The sequence below is a fragment of the Nocardia mikamii NBRC 108933 genome (assembly GCF_001613505.1).
GTDB lineage: Bacteria > Actinomycetota > Actinomycetes > Mycobacteriales > Mycobacteriaceae > Nocardia > Nocardia mikamii.
The window spans coordinates 147,188-166,147 of record NZ_BDCM01000008.1 but is presented as its reverse complement, the minus strand read 5'-3'; the positions used below and the strand labels follow the sequence as shown (position 1 = coordinate 166,147).

Sequence of the window (18,960 nt, the reverse complement as noted above, 5' to 3'; positions counted from 1 at the left end):
ATTGGAGCTTTGCGTGAAGAGGGGTTTTATGCCCCCTGCGGCCGCCCCATACCGTCGGATTCATGGAGCGGAACTTTCAGTCGGCCGAACAAATCCTGGCGGCATTGCGTGCGGGTGATGTGACCTCGGTGGAGCTCACCGAGAATGCGATCGCTCGAATCGAGCGCGAGGACAAGGTGATCAACGCGATCTGTGTGCCGACCTTCGACCGTGCACGGACGGCCGCGCAGCGTGCCGACAAGGCGCGCGCCCGCGGCGAGGACCGGCCGCTGCTCGGTGTACCGGTGACGGTCAAGGAGTCCTACGACATCGCCGGGCTACCCACGACCTGGGGCATGCCGCAGCACGCGAACTACATACCGTCGGAGGACGCGGTGCAGGTATCGCGGCTGGAGGCCACCGGCGCGGTGATCCTCGGTAAGACGAACGTGCCGGAGATGCTGCGAGATATCCAGAGCTTCAACGAGATCTACGGCACCACCAACAACCCCTGGGACCACGACCGCACGTCGGGTGGGTCGTCCGGTGGTTCGGCGGCGGCCCTGGCGTGCGGATTCGGTGCGCTGTCCATCGGCTCGGACCTCGCCGGTTCGCTGCGCACCCCCGCGCATTTCTGCGGCATCTACGCGCACAAGCCGACACTCGGGCTGGCGCCGACCCGGGGAATGGTCGCGCCGCCCGCACCGGCATTGCCGGTCGATCTCGATCTGGCTGTCGCCGGTCCGATGGCGCGTACTGCCCGCGATCTCACGCTGCTGCTCGATGTGATGGCCGGACCGGATCCGCTGACCCACGGCGTCGCCTACGACGTCGCACTCCCGCCCGCGCGCCACGATCGGCTGGCCGACTTCCGTGTGCTGATCCTCGAGGAGCATCCGCTCATTCCGACCGGATCGGCGGTGCGGGCGGGCGTGAACCGGGTCGCCGAGGCGCTCGTCGACGAGGGCGCCCGCGTCGAACGGCACAGCCCGCTGCTCCCCGATCCGGCCGAAGCGGCGACGCTCTACATGCAGCTGATGCTGTCGAATGCCGCCGCGGGTCTTCCGCTCGAGGTGTACCGAGAGTTGCAGACCCGAGCTGCCGAGCTCAGTGCCGACGACCGGAGTCTCGATGCGGCGCGGCTGCGCGGCATGGTGCTCAGCCACCGAGACTGGGTGAGGGCGAACAACGGTCGCGAACTCCACCGCCACGGCTGGCGGCAACTGTTCGCCGAATTCGATGCCGTGGTCTGCCCCATTACGCCCACTCCCGCCTATCCGCACAACCACAACGGAGGTCTGGAGGACCGCCACATCGACATCGACGGCGTCGAGTACCCGTACTTCGACCAGCTCGTCTGGGCCGGTATGGCCACCATGCCCGGCCTGCCCGCCACCGCGATACCGGCGGGCCGTTCCCCCGAGGGCCTGCCGGTGGGAGTGCAGCTCATCGGTCCGATGTTCGAAGACCGCACCCCGCTGCGGCTGGCCGAACTGCTCGAGGAGAAGATCGGCGGCTTCCAGGCGCCGTAACTCACGACACGTCGGCGGCGAGACCGCGCAGGTCGTCGAATGCCTGGCACAGATGCGCGTCCAAACGGTCCGCCGAGGATCGACGGTCACCGGGTGCTGTTGTCGCACTTCCCGTTTCACCGCGTCGCGGATGGCGACCACGTCGCGGGAGTCGGTTCGAGGAGTGGCGGCCGACCGCGACCGGCGACAATGCCGGTGGGCTGGGTGCGCGAGGTCATCGCGGGAGCGAGCCGAGAACGTGCCGCGGAAAGCGGTGGCCGGCTCCTCCTTCCGGTCGTTATGGTCGTCGCATGGTGGCGCTGGATCATCTGCTCGAATTCGCCGGACTGGCGTTGGTGCTCGTCGTCGTGCCCGGGCCGAGCGTGCTGTTCGCGATCACCCGGGCGATCACGATCGGGCGGCGGGAGGCTCTGTTCACCGTGGCCGGCAACACGGTCGGGGTCTACCTGCAGGTCGCCGCGGTCGCCTTCGGGCTCGGGACGATCGTCGCGGCGTCGGCAAGCGCGTTCACGACGGTCAAGCTCCTGGGTGCGTCCTACCTGATCTATCTGGGTGTCCAGGCGATCCGCCATCGTGCCGGGCTCGCCGAGGCTTTCACCACCGAGGCACCCGCGATCCGGCGCGGCATGGTCTCCATGCTGCGCGACGGCCTCGTCGTCGGTGTCGCCAACCCGAAGTCCGTGGTCTTCCTCGCCGCGCTGCTACCGCAATTCGTCGACCCGGACGGGTGGGTGCCGGGGCAGATGCTGGTGCTCGGCCTGTGTATTCCGCTGTTCGGGTTGATCTTCGACTCCACCTGGGCGCTGACCGCCGGAGCGGCACGCGCCTGGTTCGCGCGTTCGCCGCGGCGACTCGCCGCGGTCGGCGGCGCCGGCGGGCTGGCGATGATCGGACTGGGTACCAGCTTGGCGTTGACCGGCCGGAAGGACTGACACCGGATCCTCGGCACGCGGGCGGGTCGAGCTGCAGAGCGAATGTTCCCGTCCAGCAGCCGCTTACAAGCTGTCGTGGTCTGCCACGATCCGCGGTGGGGTGAGCACGGTCAGGTCCGGCACCGTGCCGTGATAGGCCTCGATCTGCACGAGCGCCAGTTGCCCCGTACTGCCCTGGCTCAGCGTGGAGGAGGGGCGGTCGGCGGTGAGCACGTTCGGGTTGCCGTGCCGGCAGAACGACGGATCGTCCGGATCCGGGTCGTACCAGGCCCCGGTGGACAACTGCGCGATGCCCGGTGCGACCGCGTCGTCGACGACGAGCCCGGCCAGGCAGGAGCCGCGGTCGTTGTACAGGCGCACGATGTCGCCGTGGTCCACGCCCCGCGCCCGGGCTTCCGACGGGTGCAGGCGCACCGGTTCGCGGTCGCGGATCTTCACCGATCGGCTGTGCGCGCCGACATCGAGCTGGCTGTGCAGTTTGGTACGCGGCTGGTTGGCGACCAGCTGCAACGGAAAGCGTTGCGCTGCAGTACTTCCCAGCCATTCGTCGGGTTCGAGCCATACCGGGTGGCCGGGGCAGTCGGGGTAGCCGTATCCGGCGATGGTTTCGGAGAAGATCTCGATGCGGCCGGAGGGTGTCGGCAGCGGATGCGCGCCGGGATCGGCACGGAAATCCGCGAACACCACCTGTGGTGGGTCGGCGACGGGCAGTTCGATGCCGGCACCGGACCAGAACCGGTCGAAGTCCGGGAAGTCCCGTCCTCGCTCGCCGAGGTCGGACAACCACTGCCCGTACAGGTGTCGCAGCCATTCGCCCGTGGTGCGTCCCTCGGTGAATTCCTTTCCGGTGCCGAGCCGTTCGGACAATTCGGCGAGGATGTCGTAGTCGTCGCGGGCCTGTCCGTGCGGGCGGGTGAGGGCGGGCATCGGGAAGAGGATGCCGTCGTTGTCGCCGGTGCCGTAGTCGTCGCGTTCGATGGTCATGGTGGCCGGCAGCACGATATCGGCGTGGCGGGCGGTGGCGGTCCAGAACGAGTCGTGGACGACGACGGTCTCGGGCCGGTCGAACGCGCGGCGCAGGCGCGCCAGGTCCTGATGATGGTGGAAGGGATTGCCGCCGGCCCAATACACCAGCCGGATATCGGGATAGCGCAGCTCGCGCCCGTCGTATCGGAACGAGGTGCCGGGTGCCAGCAGCATATCCGCGATGCGCGCGACGGGGATGAAGCGGTCGATCGGGTTGGCGCCCTGCGGAAGTCGCGGCAGCGGCAGAGTGCGGGTGGGTTCGCCGATGCTCGCCGAGGATCCGTAGCCGTGCCCGAAACCGCCTCCGGGCAGTCCGATCTGGCCCAGCATGGCGGCCAGCACCACGCCCAGCCAGGTCGGCTGCTCACCGTACTGCGCCCGCTGCAGCGACCAGCTGACGGTCACGAGGGTGCGCGCCGCGGCCATCTCGTGTGCCAGCGTACGGATGCGTGCGGCCGGTACCCCGGTGATTGCCGCCGCCCACTCGGGATCCTTCACGACGCCGTCGGCCGTACCGCGCAGGTAGTGCGCGAACGGTTCGTAGCCGACGGTATGGGAGTTCAGGAATGCGGTGTCGGCCAACCCGTCGGCGTCGAGAACCTGTGCCAGCGCGAGCATCAGGGCGGCGTCGGTGCCCGGACGTGGGGTGATCCACTCCGCCTCCGCGACCTCGGCGGTGTCGTCGCGCAGTGGGGCGACGGTGACGAACCGGCACCCCCGCCGCCGGGCCTGATCGAGCCAGTCTCGGGTGTGGTGCCGGGAGACGCCGCCCGGATTGACCGCGGCGTTCTTCGGTGAGATGCCGCCGAAAGCGACCACCAATTCGGTGTGTTCGGCGATCACCGATTTGGCGGTGAAGCGCCACAGCAGCGCGAACAGATCCCCCACCACGTGGGGCATCAGCACCGTGGACGTGCCCAGACTGTAACTGTTGACGTGGCGGACGTAGCCACCGAGGCAGTTCAGAAATCGGTGCAGCTGGCTCTGGGCATGGTGGAAACGTCCCGCGCTGGCCCAGCCGTAGGAGCCGCCGTAGACGGCTTCGGGACCGAATTCGGTGTAGACGCGGCGCAATTCACCGCTGAGCAGATCGAGTGCCCGGTCCCAGCTCACCGGAACATACGAGTCGCCGCCGCGTCCGGGTGCGCCCGGCCCGCGTTCGAGCCAGGATCTCCGGATGTAGGGCCGATCGATGCGGGTCGGATGATGTTGCGCGGAAGCCACATTGCCGATCAGCGGAGTGGGCTCCGGATCGCCTGGCCAGGGCCGCACCGCGGTCAGCCGCTCGCCGTCGCTGACGGCGTCGAACGCCCCCCAATGCGTCATGTGCGTGGCCATGATCGCCACCCTAGCCGCCCGCGCCGACAGTGTTCGACCGAATTCCGCAACATCTGGACACTCGCCCAATTGCGGGTGAGAATGACTGCGCCGCGTCCGGCCCCGCGGAAACGGTGACCGGGGTTAACGTTGCCGGACCCGTACCCCACCGGATACCGAGGAGTTCGATGCGCAATCTCAGCCGTCGCCAGGCTTTCGGTCTGCTCGCCGCCGGGACCGCCGCCGCCGTGGCCGGTCCCGCCACCCTCTCCCAGGCCCGCCCGGCCGCACCGGCCACCGTGCCGAATCTGGGCGCCGACTTCCTGTGGGGTGTGGCCAGCGCCGGCTTCCAATGCGAAGGCCATGCGCCCGACAGCAACTGGCTGCGATATGTGGCCACGCATCCCGACTACGACCGCTACCACGACGCGGTCGACTTCTTCACCGGCTATCGCTCCGATATCGGTCTGGCCGCCGGGCTCGGCGTCGGCGTGTACCGCATCAGCGTCGAATGGGCCCGGGTGCAGCCGCGACCGGGCGACTGGGACGAGGCCGGATTCGCCTTCTACGACAGCGTTCTCGACACGATGGCCGCGCACGGCATCCGCCCGATGCTGACGCTGGATCATTGGGTGTATCCCGGCTGGGCCGCCGACCGCGGCGGCTGGGCGCATCCGGCGATGCTCGACGACTGGCTGGCCAACGCGCGGACAGTGGTGCAGCGCTACGCCTCTCGCAATCCGCTGTGGGTCACGTTCAACGAACCGGCGTTCTACATCGTCAACGAAACCCGCAACGGCGGGCTGTCACCCGCGGACGTCCCGGCGATGCAGCAGCGACTGATCCAGGCGCACAACACCATCTACGACGACATCCACCGGGCGCAGCCGGGCGCCTTGGTGACCAGCAATCTCGCCTACGTCGTCGGCACGGCGGAACCGGTGGTCAACGGCCCGATGATCGATGCCATCGCCGCGAAACTCGACTACGTCGGCATCGATTACTACTACGGTCACACCCCGCAGGACCTGGCCCGGCTGTCGCCGGACGACCTCGACCGGTTGTGGAAGATGCCGCTGCAGCCCGAGGGCGTCTACTATGCGCTGGAATACTATTCGCGCCGATTCCCCGGCAAGCCGCTGTATGTGGTGGAGAACGGCATGCCGACCGAGAACGGCGCGCCGCGGCCCGACGGCTACACCCGCGGCGACGACCTGCGCGACACCGTGTACTGGCTCCAGCGCGCCAAGGCCGACGGCATCGACGTGATCGGCTACAACTACTGGTCGATCACCGACAACTACGAATGGGGCAGCTACGCACCGCGCTTCGGTCTGTACACCGTCGACGTGCTGACCGACCCCGCTCTGACCCGCCGCCCCACCGACGCCGTGGACGCCTATCGCGCGATCACGCGGGCCGGCGGTGTTCCCGCCGACTATCGTCCCGCGCGCGGCCCGGTGGCATGTTCGCTGGTCGACATCCCCGGCAGCTGCGCCGATCCGGTGGCCGTGCCGCACTGATCTGCCCCACCGGGTATACGGGTGCCGGGCGCTGGGCTAGTTTCGGAGGGGCAAATATTGCGGTCCGGTCACGGGCCGACGAAACACCCTGATGGAGGACAGCTCGTGCGCATCCTGTTGGTCGCCAGCGCATTCAACAGTCTCACCCAGCGAGTACATGCCGAATTGCGGGAAAGCGATCACGAGGTCGGAGTCGAGCTGGCTCTCGGCGACGACCTGCTCCGCGCCCGGGTCGCACGCTTCCGTCCGGACCTGATTCTGGCGCCGATGCTCACCACGGCGATTCCCGAGGATGTGTGGACCGAGCATCCGGTGTTCATCGTGCATCCGGGGCCGATGGGTGATCGGGGGCCGTCGTCGCTGGACTGGGCCATCACCGAGGGTGCGACCCGGTGGGGTGTGACGGTGCTGCAGGCGGTGGCGGAGATGGACGCCGGTCCGATCTGGGCGTCGGTGGGATTCGATGTGGCGCCGTGCGGTAAGAGCGAGTTGTATCGCAACGAGGTGTCCGACGCGGCGGTCGAGGCGGTGCTGACCGCGGTGCGCCGCTTCGCATCCGGCGACTACGTGCCCGAACCGCTGGACTACGACCGCCCCGACGTCACCGGCCGGCTGCGGCCGTTCCTGACCCAGCAGGTGCGCCGCATCGATTGGGCCACCACCGATACCGCGACCGTGATCCGCACGCTGCGCGCGGCCGATTCCCAGCCGGGTGTGTTGGACGAACTGTTCGGCCGCGAATACTTCGTCCACGGCGGTCATCACGAGGATCGGCTGCGGGGTGAGCCGGGTGCGGTGATCGCCACCCGCGACGGCGCGATCTGCCGGGCCACCGTCGACGGTGCGGTGTGGTTGCCGCAGCTGCGCCCGCGTCGCGTGCCGGGCGGACCGGTGACGTTCAAGATGCCTGCCACCGACGCCCTGGGCGCCGATCTGCCCGCCGATGTCCCCGAGGTATCGGTCTCCCCCGCGGAGGCGGCGGTGCGCGACACCTGGTCGGAGCTGCGCTACCACGAGGACGCGGGCGTCGGATATCTCGAATTCGCCTATCCCGGTGGCGCGATGGACACCCGCCAGTGCCGGCGGCTGCTGGCCGCGTATCGCGAGGCCTGCGATCGGCCGGTGGATGTGCTGGTGCTGGGGCCGCGGCGCGATTTCTTCTCCAACGGCATCCATCTCAACGTGATCGAGGCGGCCGGCGATCCGGCCGAGGAGTCGTGGCGCAATATCAACGCGATCGACGATGTGGTGGAGGCGATTCTCACCACCACCGACAAATTGGTGATCGCGGCGCTGGCGGGCAATGCCGCCGCGGGTGGGGTGATGCTGGCCCTGGCCGCCGATCACGTGTGGTGCCGGGAATCGGTGGTGCTCAATCCGCACTACCGGCTCATGGGCCTGCACGGTTCGGAGTATTGGACCTATACGCTGCCGCAGCGGGTGGGCCCGGAGGTCGCGGCGCAGCTGGCCAGCCGTACCCTGCCGGTCGGTGCGCGGGCCGCGGCGCGAGTGGGGTTGGTGGACAAGGTGTTCGAAGGCTCCACCGAGCGGTTCCGGGCGCAGGTTCGCCGCGAGGCCGAAATTCTCGCGGCCGCACCGGAATTGCAGAATCTGCTGCTGGCGAAGAAGCAGCGCCGCGCGGCCGACGAAGCGGTGCGGCCGCTGGCGCGGTATCGGGCCGAAGAGCTCGCGCATATGCATCGCAACTTCTTCGGCGACGGCGAGTCCTATCACCGGTTGCGGCGCGAATTCGTCGCCAACACCAAGCCGCCCGCGACTCCCCCGTATCTGCTGGGCTGAGGTCCCGGCCGTCCGGTCGTGGCCGTGCGCTGCCGCGACCGGACGGGGTTCCGCCGGAACAGGTTCAGGCGGAACGGGATTCGACGACCGGGCGAGCGGCCGCCGAACGGGTGCCGAAGCGCAGGATGCCGTCTTCGAGCTCGGCTTTGCGCAGCAGCGCGCGGTCGCGGTAGTAGTTGTTGATCACCTTCCACGGCCCGCGGCGGCCCTGGCGCGGCATCACCGCGTCGCCGCGGGCGATGTAGCCGGAGGTCAGCGCCCCGCCCATCATCGACTCGGGCGCCCGGTCGGCGTCCTCGGCTTCGGCGACGAAGGTCGTATACCCCTTCGCCTTCATGTGATTGAGCAGCCGGCAGAAGTATTCGGCGGCCAGATCGGCCTTCAACGTCCAGGAGGCGTTGGTGTAGCCGATGATCATCATGGCGTTGGGCAGTCCACTCATCAGCGCGCCCTTGTAGGCGACCAGATCGCGGGTCGCGATCGAGGTGCCGTCGACATCGATCGCCGCGCCGCCGAGCATCTGGATGTTGAGCCCGGTCGCGCTGATGACGATGTCGGCGGGCAGTTCCGCACCGGATTCCAGGCGGATGCCGGTCTCGGTGAAGGTCGCGATGCGGTCGGTCACGATGGAGGCGCGTCCGCTGCGCAGCACCTTGAACAGGTCGCCGTTGGGCACGATGCACAGCCGCTGATCCCACGGGTTGTAGCTGGGGCTGAAGTGACGCATGTCCACAGTGGGCCCGACCGCGACCCGTACGGCCTGCAGCAGCAGTTTCCGCGACAGGGCGGGGTTGCTGCGGGAGAGGGCGAAGCTGGCGCGCTGCAGGGCGATATTGCGGGCGCGTCCGGTCTTGTAGGCCAGCGCGGCGGGCAATTTGGCCTTCTTCATACCGACCGCGACGGGGTCCTCGGCGGGCAGCGGCGCGATGTAGGTGGGCGAGCGCTGCAGCATGGTCACGTGCGCGGCGTCCGCACTCATGGCCGGGACCAGCGTGATCGCGGTGGCGCCGCTGCCGATGACGACGACGCGTTTGCCGCGGTAGTCCAGATCCTCGGGCCAGTGCTGGGGGTGCACGATCTGCCCGCCGAAGTTCTCCTCACCGGGGAACTGCGGGCGGAAACCCTTGTCGTAGTCGTAGTAACCGGTGCAGCCGACCAGGAAGTTGCTGGTGTAGGTCTCGGTGTCGCCGGTCTGTTCGTCGACGGCCTCGGTGGTCCACAGGTGCTCGGCGCTGGACCAGCTCGACTTCACGACCTTGCGGCCGAAGCGGATGTGGCGGGTGACGCCGTATTCCTCGGCGGTGTCGGCGATGTACTGGCGGATGTGCGGTCCGTCGGCGAGCACCTTGGTACCGATCCAGGGGCGGAAGCCGTAGCCGAAGGTCAGCATGTCGGAGTCCGAGCGGATGCCCGGGTAGCGGAACAGGTCCCAGGTGCCGCCGATCGCGCTGCGCCGTTCGAGGATCGCGTAGCTGCGTCCGGTGTTCTCCCGGCTGAGATGGCAGGCCATCCCGATCCCGGACAGGCCCGCACCGATGATCAACACGTCGACATGCCGCGTCATTGAGGTATCCGTTTCGTCCGAATGTCAGCCCGGACCTCGCCGTCCGGATTAACCGAAGGTTACGTGTTATTTCTGGTTACGTCTAGTCGCGGCAGGGCCGGAGGCCCGGTCAGCGCATGGCCGCGCCGAGGATCTCCCCCGCGCCCGCGGTGGCCAGCCCGATCGCGACGACACCGACGGCCACCCGCGACACCGTGGCCCGCGCGACCCCGCGCCGGTGCGCCAGATGGATCCAGCAAACGACCGCGATCGCCGTGGCCAGCAAATGCAACCAGATGAGATTTCGCAGCAGCGCCGTCGTCACCCCCGCGCCCGGTGGAGCCTGCGGCCCCACGTTGTCCAGCTGAGCCGTGAACATGTCGTGAACAGCGTTGACAGTCATCTCGGGCACGCCCTTCCCCTAGCCCGTCCGGTCGGGCGCACCGCTGCGGACGCACCCATCCGTGACCCTCAACGGTACCCCTGTGGCAAATTACTGGCATCTTCGTTTCTCGTACCCCTGCGAGCGGTGGGAGGGCTACGCTGACCCAGGCGCACCCACCGCCCGCGCGGCGGAACGGGCGGCCGATGACGGCGAGGTCATCGGCGGTCGCGGGTGCCGCCGGTTTCGTGTCCGAGGAAACGAGGGACCGACAGTGAGGAATCGACGACCGTGCGTACGCTCGATACCAGTTTCAACACCCGCAACGGCGGCTTCCGCGAGGTAGTCGTCACCGCGTTGGAGATCACCACCTCCATCGGCGCGGATACCGAAAGTACGTGGCAGGCACTGCTTTCCGGGGCCAGCGGGATCAAGGTCCTCACCGACGAGGACATCCTGCGCCACGATCTGCCGAATGCCATCGGCGGCAAACTGATCCACGACCCCACCACCGATCTGGACCGGGTACGCAAGCGCCGCATGTGCTACGTCCAGCAGATGTCGTACGCGATGGGTAACCGGCTCTGGGAGACCGCGGGTGCGCCCGAGGTCGACAAGGACCGCCTCGGCGTGTGCATCGGCACCGGCCTGGGCGGTGCCGACGTCATCGTCGACGCCCACGACACCATGCGCGAACACGGCTACCGCAAGGTGTCGCCGTTCGCAGTGCCGATGAGCATGCCCAACGGCGTCTCGGGCGTGGTCGGCCTGGAGATCGGCGCCCGCGCCAGTCTGGTGACGCCGGTGTCGGCGTGTGCCTCGGGCAACGAGGCGCTGGTGCACGCGTGGCGCTCGATCGTGCTGGGCGAGGCCGACATCGTCGTCGCCGGCGGGGTCGAGGGATATATCAATCCGATGGCGATCGCCGGATTCACCATGGCACGCGCGCTCAGTTCCCGCGTCGACGAACCCGAACGGGCGTCGCGGCCGTTCGACCGCGATCGCGACGGTTTCGTCTTCGGTGAGGCGGCCGCGCTGCTGCTGGTCGAATCGGAGGAGCATGCGCGGGCACGCGGGGCGACACCGCTGGCCCGGCTGCTCGGCGCCGGATTGACCGCGGACGGCTATCACATGGTCGCCCCCGACCCGGAGGGCCTGGGGTGCGCCCGGGCGATGCGCCGGGCCATCGAGACCGCGGGCGTGGCCGCCGCCGATGTCGATCACGTCAACGCCCACGCCACGGGCACCTCGATCGGCGATCTGGCCGAGGCCAAGGGCATCGCCGCCGCCATCGGCACTCACCCGGCGGTGTACGCGCCGAAGTCGGCGCTCGGACATTCGGTGGGTGCGGTCGGCGCGCTGGAGGCCGCGATCTCGGTGCTGACGCTGCGTGATCAGGTCATTCCACCCACGCTCAACCTCGACAATCAGGATCCCGAGATCGACCTCGACATCGTGCGCGACAAACCGCGGCACACCGATGTGGAGTTCGCGATGAACAATTCGTTCGGATTCGGCGGCCACAACGCGGCGGTGCTGTTCGGCCGGTACTGACCGCGCCCGGTTGCGGCGTCCGATTCGCCCGATCGCACCGAACTCACAGCAAGCTCCAAGGGTTCGGACAGGAGCGTCACCGGATCGGCTGAGACGCTCCCGCGGTGACAGTGACGACTGCCGGCACCGCCGTGCCCGTATCACCCGAATCGGCTCGTCCGCCGGATCCGGATCTGCCGCCGCCACAGCGCCGGGACCGGATCGCGCTCGCGCTGCTGCTGGTCGCCACCGCGGCCGCGTATCTGTGGAACATCACCGTCAACGGGATGGGCAACGGGTTCTACGCGGCGGCGGCCTGGTCGGGGTCGCGCGACTGGAAGGCGCTGCTGTTCGGTTCGCTGGACCCGGCCAACTTCATCACCGTCGACAAACCGCCGGTCTCGCAATGGGTGATGGGGTTGTCCGGGCAGCTGTTCGGCTTCTCCAGCGCCTCCATGCTGATTCCGCAGGCGTTGATGGCGGTGGCGGCGGTCGCGCTGATGTACGGCGCGACCGTCCGCGCCACCGGCAGCCGCGGTGCGGGCCTGCTGGCCGGTCTGCTGCTGGCCCTGACACCGGTGGTGGCGTTGATGTTCCGGTTCAACAATCCGGATGCGGTGATGGTGCTGCTGATGACGGCGGCCGCCTACTGCACCGTGCGCGCGTTGCGGCACGCGAGCCCGCGCTGGCTGGTATCGGCCGGTGTCGCGTTGGGTTTCGCGTTCCTGGCGAAGATGCTCGAGGGGCTGATGGTGCTGCCCGCGCTGGGTGCGGCGTATCTGGTGGCGGCCCCGGCCGGTTTCGGTAAACGGATCGTGCATCTGCTGGCCGCGGCGGTGGCGCTGGTGGCGTCGTCGGGCTGGTATGTGCTGCTGACGATTCTGTGGCCCGCCGATTCCCGCCCCTATCTGGCCGGTTCCAAGGACGACACCTTCATGGATCTGGTGCTGGGCTACAACGGTTTCGCCCGCTACCTCGGACACAACCACGCCGGACGCAAACCCTTCGAACCGCCTCCGGGCTACGAGTTGCCGCATGTGGGTGGCGGGAGCGGCGGGTTCGGTTCGGGCCCGGATCGGTTGTTCACCGGTGAGATCGGATTCGAGATCTCGTGGCTGCTGCCCGCGGCCGTGCTGGGTTTCGTCGTCGTGCTCGTCACGCGGTGGAAGTCGCCGCGGACCGATATCGTGCGCGGGGCTGCACTGGTTTTCGGGCTGTGGCTGGTGATCGACGGGGTCGCGTTCTCGGCGATGAAGGGCGGCATGCATGCCTACTACACCCTGGCCATCGCTCCCGCGGTGGTCGGCAGCTTCGTCCTGGGACTGGCCGAGGTGTGGCGGTGCCGGGATCGGGCGTGGGGCCGGGCGGGGGCGGCGGGACTCGTTCTGGCCGGCGGGGTCTGGGGTTTCGTGCTGCTCGACCGGAATCCGGACTGGCAGTCGTGGCTGCGGTGGTCGATTCTCGCGGTGACCGTCGTGGCGGCCGCCGCGCTGCTGCTGACGGCGCTCCCGGCGGTGTCGCGCCGGGCACCCGCGCGCGCGATAGCGGTGGCGTTGGGCGCCGGTGTGCTCGCCGCGGCGGCCGGGTCGAGCGCATACGCGGTGGCGACGCTGCCGCAGTCGCATACCGGCGGCAGCCCGGTCGTCGGGCCGGCGCGTCCGGAGTTGCCGCGGGCGCTGAATCCGTTCCGCCGCCAGATCGGCATGCTGATGGGCGGCACCGATGCCGATCCGCACCTGGTGGAAATGTTGCGGGCGACGCATACGACGTGGTCGGCGGCCATCGACCGCTCGGGACCGGCGGCCGGGCTCGAACTGGCCAGCCGCACACCGGTGATCGCCATCGGCGGATTCACCTCCGAGGATCCGGTCCCCACCGTGGCGGGATTCCAGGAACTGGTCCGCGACCACCGGATCACCTACTATCTGGCGCCCGAGATGAAGCTGCCGGACTCGTGGCGAACCCGCGACCAGCACCGATCCCCCGCCGCCACGCCCACCCCGGCCACCGCGCAGAACCCGTCGGCAGCCGGGAAAGAGCCGGAGATGTGGCATCCGGTCGGCAATACGGACATCTATGCCTGGGTGGCCGCCCATTACACGCCGCAACACCTCGGTGGCCTCGAGGTTTTCGATCTCACCGCACCACCGCGCTGATCGCGGGGTCGAGCGGCTGATCGCCCGCTCGACACGCTCTTGCGCACACCGGAATTCAGCAATCTCACAGCTACGATTGCTGGATGCGAGAGCCGAATCGCCGCCAGGTGCTGGCCACCGGCCTGGCGGCAGCAGCCGCGCTGCTGCTGCCAGGCCGCGCGGGCGCCGACCCCCTCCGCCGGGCGGCGTCGGCCCTCGCTCCCCTCGGCAACGACTTCGTGTGGGGGGTGGCCACCTCCGGGTTCCAGACCGAAGGCCGTGCCCCCGACAGCAACTGGACCCGCTACATCGCGACCGGCGCGGCCGAACCGTATCGGGATTCGGTGCGCTTCCTCGATACCTACGCCGACGATATCGAGCGCGCCGCGCAGCTGGGCGCGAAGAGCTTCCGGATGAGTATCGAATGGGCCCGGGTGCAGCCGCATCCCGACGAATGGGACGACCAGGCGTTCGCCGGCTACGACCGGATCGTCGACGCCGTCTACGCGGCGGGTATGACTCCGATGCTGACCCTGGACCACTGGGTGTATCCGGGCTGGGCGGCCGACCGCGGCGGCTGGCGCAACCAGGGAATGGTCGACGACTGGCTGGCGAATGCGCGGAAAGTGGTGCAGCGCTACGGTTCTCGCGATCCGATCTGGGTCACCGTCAACGAACCGGCCGCCTATCTCGGCACCGAGATCCGCATCGGCGCCCTCTCGCACGAGGAGTGGCCGGCGGCGATGGACCGGCTCGCGCAGGCCCACAACCGGATCTACGACGATATCCACGCCGCCTATCCGAACGCGATGGTCACCAGCAACATCGGTTATGTGCCCGGCGCCGACACCGAGGTGAATCAGCCGTATATCGACCAGGTGCGCGACAAACTCGACTTCGTCGGCGTCGACTACTACTTCGGCCCCAGCCCGGCCGCAGACGGTTCGTCGGCGACCTCGGCCGGTGCGCCCGCGATGTGGGAGTTGCCGCTGCAGACCGAGGGCGTCTACTACGCGCTGCGCCGCTACGCCCGCCAGTTCCCCGGCAAGCCGCTGTATGTAGTGGAGAACGGGATGCCGACGCAGGACGGCAAGCCCCGCCCGGACGGTTACACCCGCGCCGATCAACTGCGCGACACCGTGTACTGGATTCAGCGTGCCAAGGCCGACGGTATCGATGTGCGCGGCTACAACTATTGGAGCCTCACCGACAATTACGAATGGGGCAGCTACACACCCCGTTTCGGCCTCTACACCGTCGATGTCACCTCGGATCCGGAGCTGGTGCGCCGGCCCACCGACGCGGTCGAGGCGTTCACGGCGCTCGTCCGCGCGGGCGGGGTGCCCGCCGACTACCGGCCCACCCGCGCCCCGGTCGCGTGTTCGCAGGTCGATCCGCCCGCCAGTTGTGACGAGCCGGTGATGCTGCCCGGCGCGGATCCGGCTGCCACGCCGTCACCGTAATCGCCGGCCGCCGGGTTCGGCAGTCCGTAGGGGACGACCGGACCCGGCGGTTGCTGCTCAGGCGGGAAGTTGCAGTCCGGCCGCGAGGACCGGCCACGATTGGATCAGCGCGTCGTGCCAGTAGCCCCAGGAATGGGTTCCGGTGGGCGTGAAGTCGTAGGTCGCCGGAATACCGAGATCGTTGAGCTTGGCCTGCAGGTTGTGGCTGCAATAGTTGACCGCGGCTTCGATCACGCCGCCGATGACCAGCTGATTGGCCAGTCCGCCCGGTCCGGGCAGCGTGTAGGGCCCGTTGAGGGTGTCCCACTGCCCCGGCAGCCCGGATCCGCTGGAGATGAACAGGTTCAGTCCGCGCAGCTGGTCGGCGTGCACGTAGGGATCGTTGGCCGCCCACATCGGATCGTTCTGCGGCCCGTACATGTTCACGGTGTTGCCGCCGCCCCATACGTTGACCGCGAGGTTGACCGCGGTGTAGCCCACGGGGTCGCTGATCTGGGCGCACCCGCTGTAGGCGGCCACCGATTTGTACAGACCGGGTTCGGCGATCGGCAACTGCAGCACGGAGGTGCCGGAGGTGGACAGCCCGGCGATGGCGTTGAGGCCGTTGGTGCCCAGGGCGCCGTCGATGATGGGCGGCAGTTCCTCGGTGAAGAACGTCTTCCACTTGTTGACGCCCAGCTTCGGATCCGGCGCGCGCCAGTCGGTGTAGTAGCTCCAGGCGCCGCCGACGGGCTGGACGACGTTGACGTCCTTGTCGGCGAGGAACTTCAGCGCGTCGGGTGCCTTGTTGTCCCAGGTGGCGCTGTCCTCACCGCCGCCGGCACCGTTGAGCAGGTACAGCACGGGACGCGGTGTGGAGGCGTCGGCGGGTCGCTGCACATTGATCGTGATCGGTTTGTCCATGGCCGTGGAGTACACCCGCAGGGTGACGTTGCGGCCGTCGACGACGGAGAAGCCGACGATCTTCGATCCGTCGGCGGACACCGGATGCGCCAGCGGCGCACCGGAATCGACGACCGGATCGCCCGCGGCGGCGGCCGGTCCTGCCGCCGTGCTCGCCGCTACCGCGGCCAGAACCGCCGCGGCCGCCACCGTCGCGCCCCGGATGCGTCGACGCGCCCGGTATCGTCCCGCAAATCTGCCCGCCCGATTACTGCTCGCCACGTGCACCTCCGAATCCCGTTCGGTCTTGCGCGGTTCCCCTGCCTGGGCAGACTAATTCAGCGGCAACCGTTTGGCGATCGGTCCGGCGGGCGCGTCGAGCAGGTCGTCACATTCGCCGCATCACCGACACGACCTTGCCGAGGACGACCGCGCGGTCCCCGTCGATGACGTCGTAGGCCGGATTGCGGGGTTCGAGGTAGACGTGGCCGTTGCGCCGGCGATACACCTTCACGGTGGCCTCGTCGTCGATCATGGCGGCCACGATGTCGCCGGAGTGGGCCTCGTGTTGCTGACGCACGACCACGATGTCGCCGTCGCAGATAGCGGCGTCGATCATCGAATCACCGCGCACCCGCAGCCCGAACACGGTTCCGCGCCCGACCAGTTGCCGCGACAGGGTGAGCTGGTCGTCGGTGTGTTCCTCGGCGAGGATCGGGGTGCCGGCGGCGATATCGCCGACCACCGGCACGGTCACCGAATCCTGTTCGCCACCACGGCTTTCCGCAGGGGCGAGGAACAGGCGCACATCGATGGGCCGAGAGACACTGGCGCTGCGGCGCAGGAATCCCTTGTCCTCGAGGTCCTTCAGGTGCTTCGACACCGACGAGCCCGATTTCAGTCCGACAGCGGCCGCGATCTCCCGCGACGACGGCGCATACCCGTTGCGCTGCACCGCATCCCGGATCACGGTGAGGATGCGCCGCTGCCGCTCGGGCAGCCGGGAGGTGTCGAGGTGGTCGTATGCGTCGTCGTATCCGGTCACCCGGGAATCGTAGACGGCCGCCGCGGCGGCGCCTCAGTTCACGCAGGGTATGTCGGATCCGATGCTGGTGGTGACCGGTTTTCCGGAGTCGGGGCGGTCGTCGGTGGTGGCCGTGGTCGATGCCGAGCTGCCGCCGCTGGTGGTCGTGGTGAGCCCGGTCGTGGGATCGGTGGTGGTCACCGTCGACGCGGAGGAGGAGAGGCTGTCGGGCATGCTGAAATCGCTGCCGATGACGATCTTCACCGTCCCCGGATCGAGGGATTTCGATGCGGCCGTGGGCAGTCCGCCCAGCATGTCGGCGGCCTGGGTGGCGTCGGTGTCGGCGCCGGAGCCGAAGTACACGACCGAACTGGATCCGTCGCTGTAGGTCGCGTTGCCGACGGTGCCCTTGCGGAAGCCCTTGTCCACCAGCGCCGTGGACACCTTGGCCGCCATTCCGCCGGCTCCGCCGGCGTTGACGACGTCGATGGTGCTGGTGGGGGTGGTGGTCGGGGCGCTGGATTGCGGCTCGGCCACCCCGAAGGCGGTGCGCACGGTCTTCTTGATCGCGGCCGGGTCGACGATGTTGACGTCCTGGCCGTCGACGGTGTCGTAGGCCTTCACCGGCAGGGTCTGGAATTCGATCGGAATGGATCCGGCGCGGCCGAGGGTCTGGGCGAAGTCGAGCAGGTTCCAGCCTTGGGACAGCACGATGTCGTTCTGCGCCGCGGTGATCAAGTCCTGCAGTTTGCCGATATTGGTCAGCGTTCCCGAATCCTTGAGCTGTTTGGCGACCGAGGTCAGGAATGCCTGCTGGCGGTGGGTGCGGTCGAGGTCGCCGTTGTCGAGGCCGTGACGCTGGCGCACGAACGACAACGCGTTGGCGGCGTCGAGATGCTGGCGGCCCGCGGGGAACACCGCACCGGAGTAGTACTCGTCGTCGACGGCGTGGTTGAGACACACGTCGACGCCGCCGAGGATGTTGGCCAGATCGTAGAAGCCGACCAGCGAGATCTCGGCGAATCGGTTGATCGGCACCCCGGTGAGCTGTTTGACCGTCTGCACGATCGATTCGCGCCCGGCCTCACGGCCCTGGCGTTCGAGTTCGACCTTGTCCTTGACGCCCTGGTTCTCCAGCTTCTGTTCCACCGAGGCCTTTTTCAGCCCGTAGGCTTCCTTGATCTTGGCGTGGTCGTAGCCGGGGATGCCCGAGACCGAGACGTAGTCGTCGCGCGGGATGGAGAAGGCGGTGACCTTCTTCAGATCCTTCGGAATGTGAACCAGGATCAGCGAATTGGCGTTGTAGCCACCTTCGCTGCCGTCACCGGCGTGCAACTGGTCGAGGATGTTCTTGGGCAGGTCGTTGCCGTTCTGGTCCTTGCGGGTGTCCAGGCCGATCAACAGGATGTTCAGATCGCCGTCGAGCGCGGCCGCATCGGCCTCGCTGATCGCGTTGGAGCGGGTGAAGCCCTGATCGACGCTGCGTTCGGTGTAGTAGGCCAGGCCGGTCCCGCTGACCACGACCACGGCCGTCACCGCGGCCAGCAGGCGACCACCGACCCGCACGGCCCGCCCGCCCCGATTCGGGCGCGGCGGCGGTGCGGTGCGGGCGCGGCGGGCCCTCCGGTTCGGCGGTGGCGCTGCGCCTTCGGCGTCCATGGTCTCCGCGGTCGCGACGGCCGCCGCGGTGCGGGTGACGCGGCGGCGCGGCTCGGTGTCGCCGCGTTCGGCCGCGGGTGGCTGTGCGGGGGCGGGACGACGCCGGGCGCTCGGTTCGGCAGGGGCGGCGTCGGGCTGTTCACGTCGTGCCGGACGTTGCGCGGGGGGTGGGGTGGCTCGCCGGGTGCGCTCGCTGTCGCGCTGGTCGGCGGGTGTGGCGATGCCGCGAC

At 68.7% G+C, this 18,960-nt stretch carries 13 protein-coding genes; 7 read left to right on the top strand and 6 right to left on the bottom strand.

Going from position 1 to position 18,960, the window contains the following annotated elements; all coding sequences use genetic code 11:
• Positions 1-62: 62 nt before the first annotated feature.
• Together NMI01S_RS11305 and NMI01S_RS11300 are read left to right on the top strand one after the other, a co-directional pair.
• Positions 63-1,511, top strand: a complete 1,449-nt coding sequence (locus NMI01S_RS11305) for an amidase (protein WP_062996321.1) — start codon at positions 63-65, stop codon at positions 1,509-1,511.
• Between the two features lie 290 nt (positions 1,512-1,801).
• Positions 1,802-2,443, top strand: coding sequence for a LysE family translocator (locus NMI01S_RS11300; RefSeq protein ID WP_062996319.1), 642 nt, complete (start codon positions 1,802-1,804; stop codon positions 2,441-2,443).
• A 63-nt stretch (positions 2,444-2,506) separates the two neighbouring features.
• Here NMI01S_RS11300 and NMI01S_RS11295 read toward each other — a convergent pair whose 3' ends face one another.
• A complete protein-coding gene (locus tag NMI01S_RS11295; protein WP_062996455.1) occupies positions 2,507-4,807 on the bottom strand; it encodes a molybdopterin-dependent oxidoreductase in 2,301 nt (766 codons plus the stop codon).
• 167 nt (positions 4,808-4,974) lie between these two features.
• On the opposite strand from NMI01S_RS11295, the gene NMI01S_RS11290 reads away from it, so the two are divergent.
• Both NMI01S_RS11290 and NMI01S_RS11285 read left to right on the top strand, forming a co-directional pair.
• Positions 4,975-6,309 (top strand): family 1 glycosylhydrolase, encoded by a 1,335-nt coding sequence (locus NMI01S_RS11290; protein WP_062996317.1) that lies wholly within the window; start codon positions 4,975-4,977, stop codon positions 6,307-6,309.
• Positions 6,310-6,414: 105 nt separating this feature from the next.
• Positions 6,415-8,109: a hydrogenase maturation protein gene (locus NMI01S_RS11285; protein WP_062996315.1), complete on the top strand. Its 1,695-nt coding sequence runs from the start codon at positions 6,415-6,417 to the stop codon at positions 8,107-8,109.
• 64 nt (positions 8,110-8,173) lie between these two features.
• Here the strand turns inward: NMI01S_RS11285 and NMI01S_RS11280 are convergent, their stop codons facing one another.
• Entirely contained in the window at positions 8,174-9,673 is a 1,500-nt protein-coding gene (locus NMI01S_RS11280) for a flavin-containing monooxygenase (RefSeq protein ID WP_062996312.1), read from the bottom strand.
• A gap of 109 nt (positions 9,674-9,782) precedes the next feature.
• A complete protein-coding gene (locus tag NMI01S_RS11275; protein WP_157126130.1) occupies positions 9,783-10,064 on the bottom strand; it encodes a hypothetical protein in 282 nt (93 codons plus the stop codon).
• A 261-nt stretch (positions 10,065-10,325) separates the two neighbouring features.
• Here NMI01S_RS11275 and NMI01S_RS11270 point away from each other — a divergent pair, with 261 nt between their 5' ends.
• From NMI01S_RS11270 to NMI01S_RS11260, 3 genes are all read left to right on the top strand, one after another.
• A complete protein-coding gene (locus NMI01S_RS11270; RefSeq protein WP_062996308.1) occupies positions 10,326-11,588 on the top strand; it encodes a KasA/KasB family beta-ketoacyl-ACP synthase in 1,263 nt (420 codons plus the stop codon).
• Between the two features lie 104 nt (positions 11,589-11,692).
• Complete coding sequence (locus NMI01S_RS11265) at positions 11,693-13,723, top strand: glycosyltransferase family 39 protein (protein ID WP_062996306.1); 2,031 nt, start codon at positions 11,693-11,695, stop codon at positions 13,721-13,723.
• 83 nt (positions 13,724-13,806) lie between these two features.
• Positions 13,807-15,165, top strand: a complete 1,359-nt coding sequence (locus NMI01S_RS11260) for a family 1 glycosylhydrolase (protein ID WP_062996304.1) — start codon at positions 13,807-13,809, stop codon at positions 15,163-15,165.
• A 57-nt stretch (positions 15,166-15,222) separates the two neighbouring features.
• Here the strand turns inward: NMI01S_RS11260 and NMI01S_RS11255 are convergent, their stop codons facing one another.
• From NMI01S_RS11255 to NMI01S_RS11245, 3 genes are all read right to left on the bottom strand, one after another.
• Positions 15,223-16,257 (bottom strand): alpha/beta hydrolase, encoded by a 1,035-nt coding sequence (locus NMI01S_RS11255; protein WP_062996302.1) that lies wholly within the window; start codon positions 16,255-16,257, stop codon positions 15,223-15,225.
• A gap of 178 nt (positions 16,258-16,435) precedes the next feature.
• Positions 16,436-17,092 carry a transcriptional repressor LexA gene (gene lexA, locus NMI01S_RS11250; RefSeq protein ID WP_062996299.1) on the bottom strand — a complete coding sequence of 219 codons (657 nt, stop codon included), beginning with the start codon at positions 17,090-17,092 and terminating at the stop codon, positions 16,436-16,438.
• Between the two features lie 33 nt (positions 17,093-17,125).
• Complete coding sequence (locus NMI01S_RS11245; RefSeq protein ID WP_062996453.1) at positions 17,126-18,730, bottom strand: LCP family protein; 1,605 nt, start codon at positions 18,728-18,730, stop codon at positions 17,126-17,128.
• Between the last annotated feature and the right edge of the window lie 230 nt (positions 18,731-18,960).

What these genes read in the sequence shown, in the direction of transcription:
- NMI01S_RS11305 (WP_062996321.1), top strand. Translation starts at nt 63, where the DNA reads ATGGAGCGGAACTTTCAGTCGGCCGAACAAATCCTGGCGGCATTGCGT.
- NMI01S_RS11300 (WP_062996319.1), top strand. Translation starts at nt 1,802, where the DNA reads ATGGTGGCGCTGGATCATCTGCTCGAATTCGCCGGACTGGCGTTGGTG.
- NMI01S_RS11295 (WP_062996455.1), bottom strand. Translation starts at nt 4,807, where the DNA reads ATGGCCACGCACATGACGCATTGGGGGGCGTTCGACGCCGTCAGCGAC.
- NMI01S_RS11290 (WP_062996317.1), top strand. Translation starts at nt 4,975, where the DNA reads ATGCGCAATCTCAGCCGTCGCCAGGCTTTCGGTCTGCTCGCCGCCGGG.
- NMI01S_RS11280 (WP_062996312.1), bottom strand. Translation starts at nt 9,673, where the DNA reads ATGACGCGGCATGTCGACGTGTTGATCATCGGTGCGGGCCTGTCCGGG.
- NMI01S_RS11260 (WP_062996304.1), top strand. Translation starts at nt 13,807, where the DNA reads ATGCGAGAGCCGAATCGCCGCCAGGTGCTGGCCACCGGCCTGGCGGCA.
- NMI01S_RS11245 (WP_062996453.1), bottom strand. Translation starts at nt 18,730, where the DNA reads ATGGACGCCGAAGGCGCAGCGCCACCGCCGAACCGGAGGGCCCGCCGC.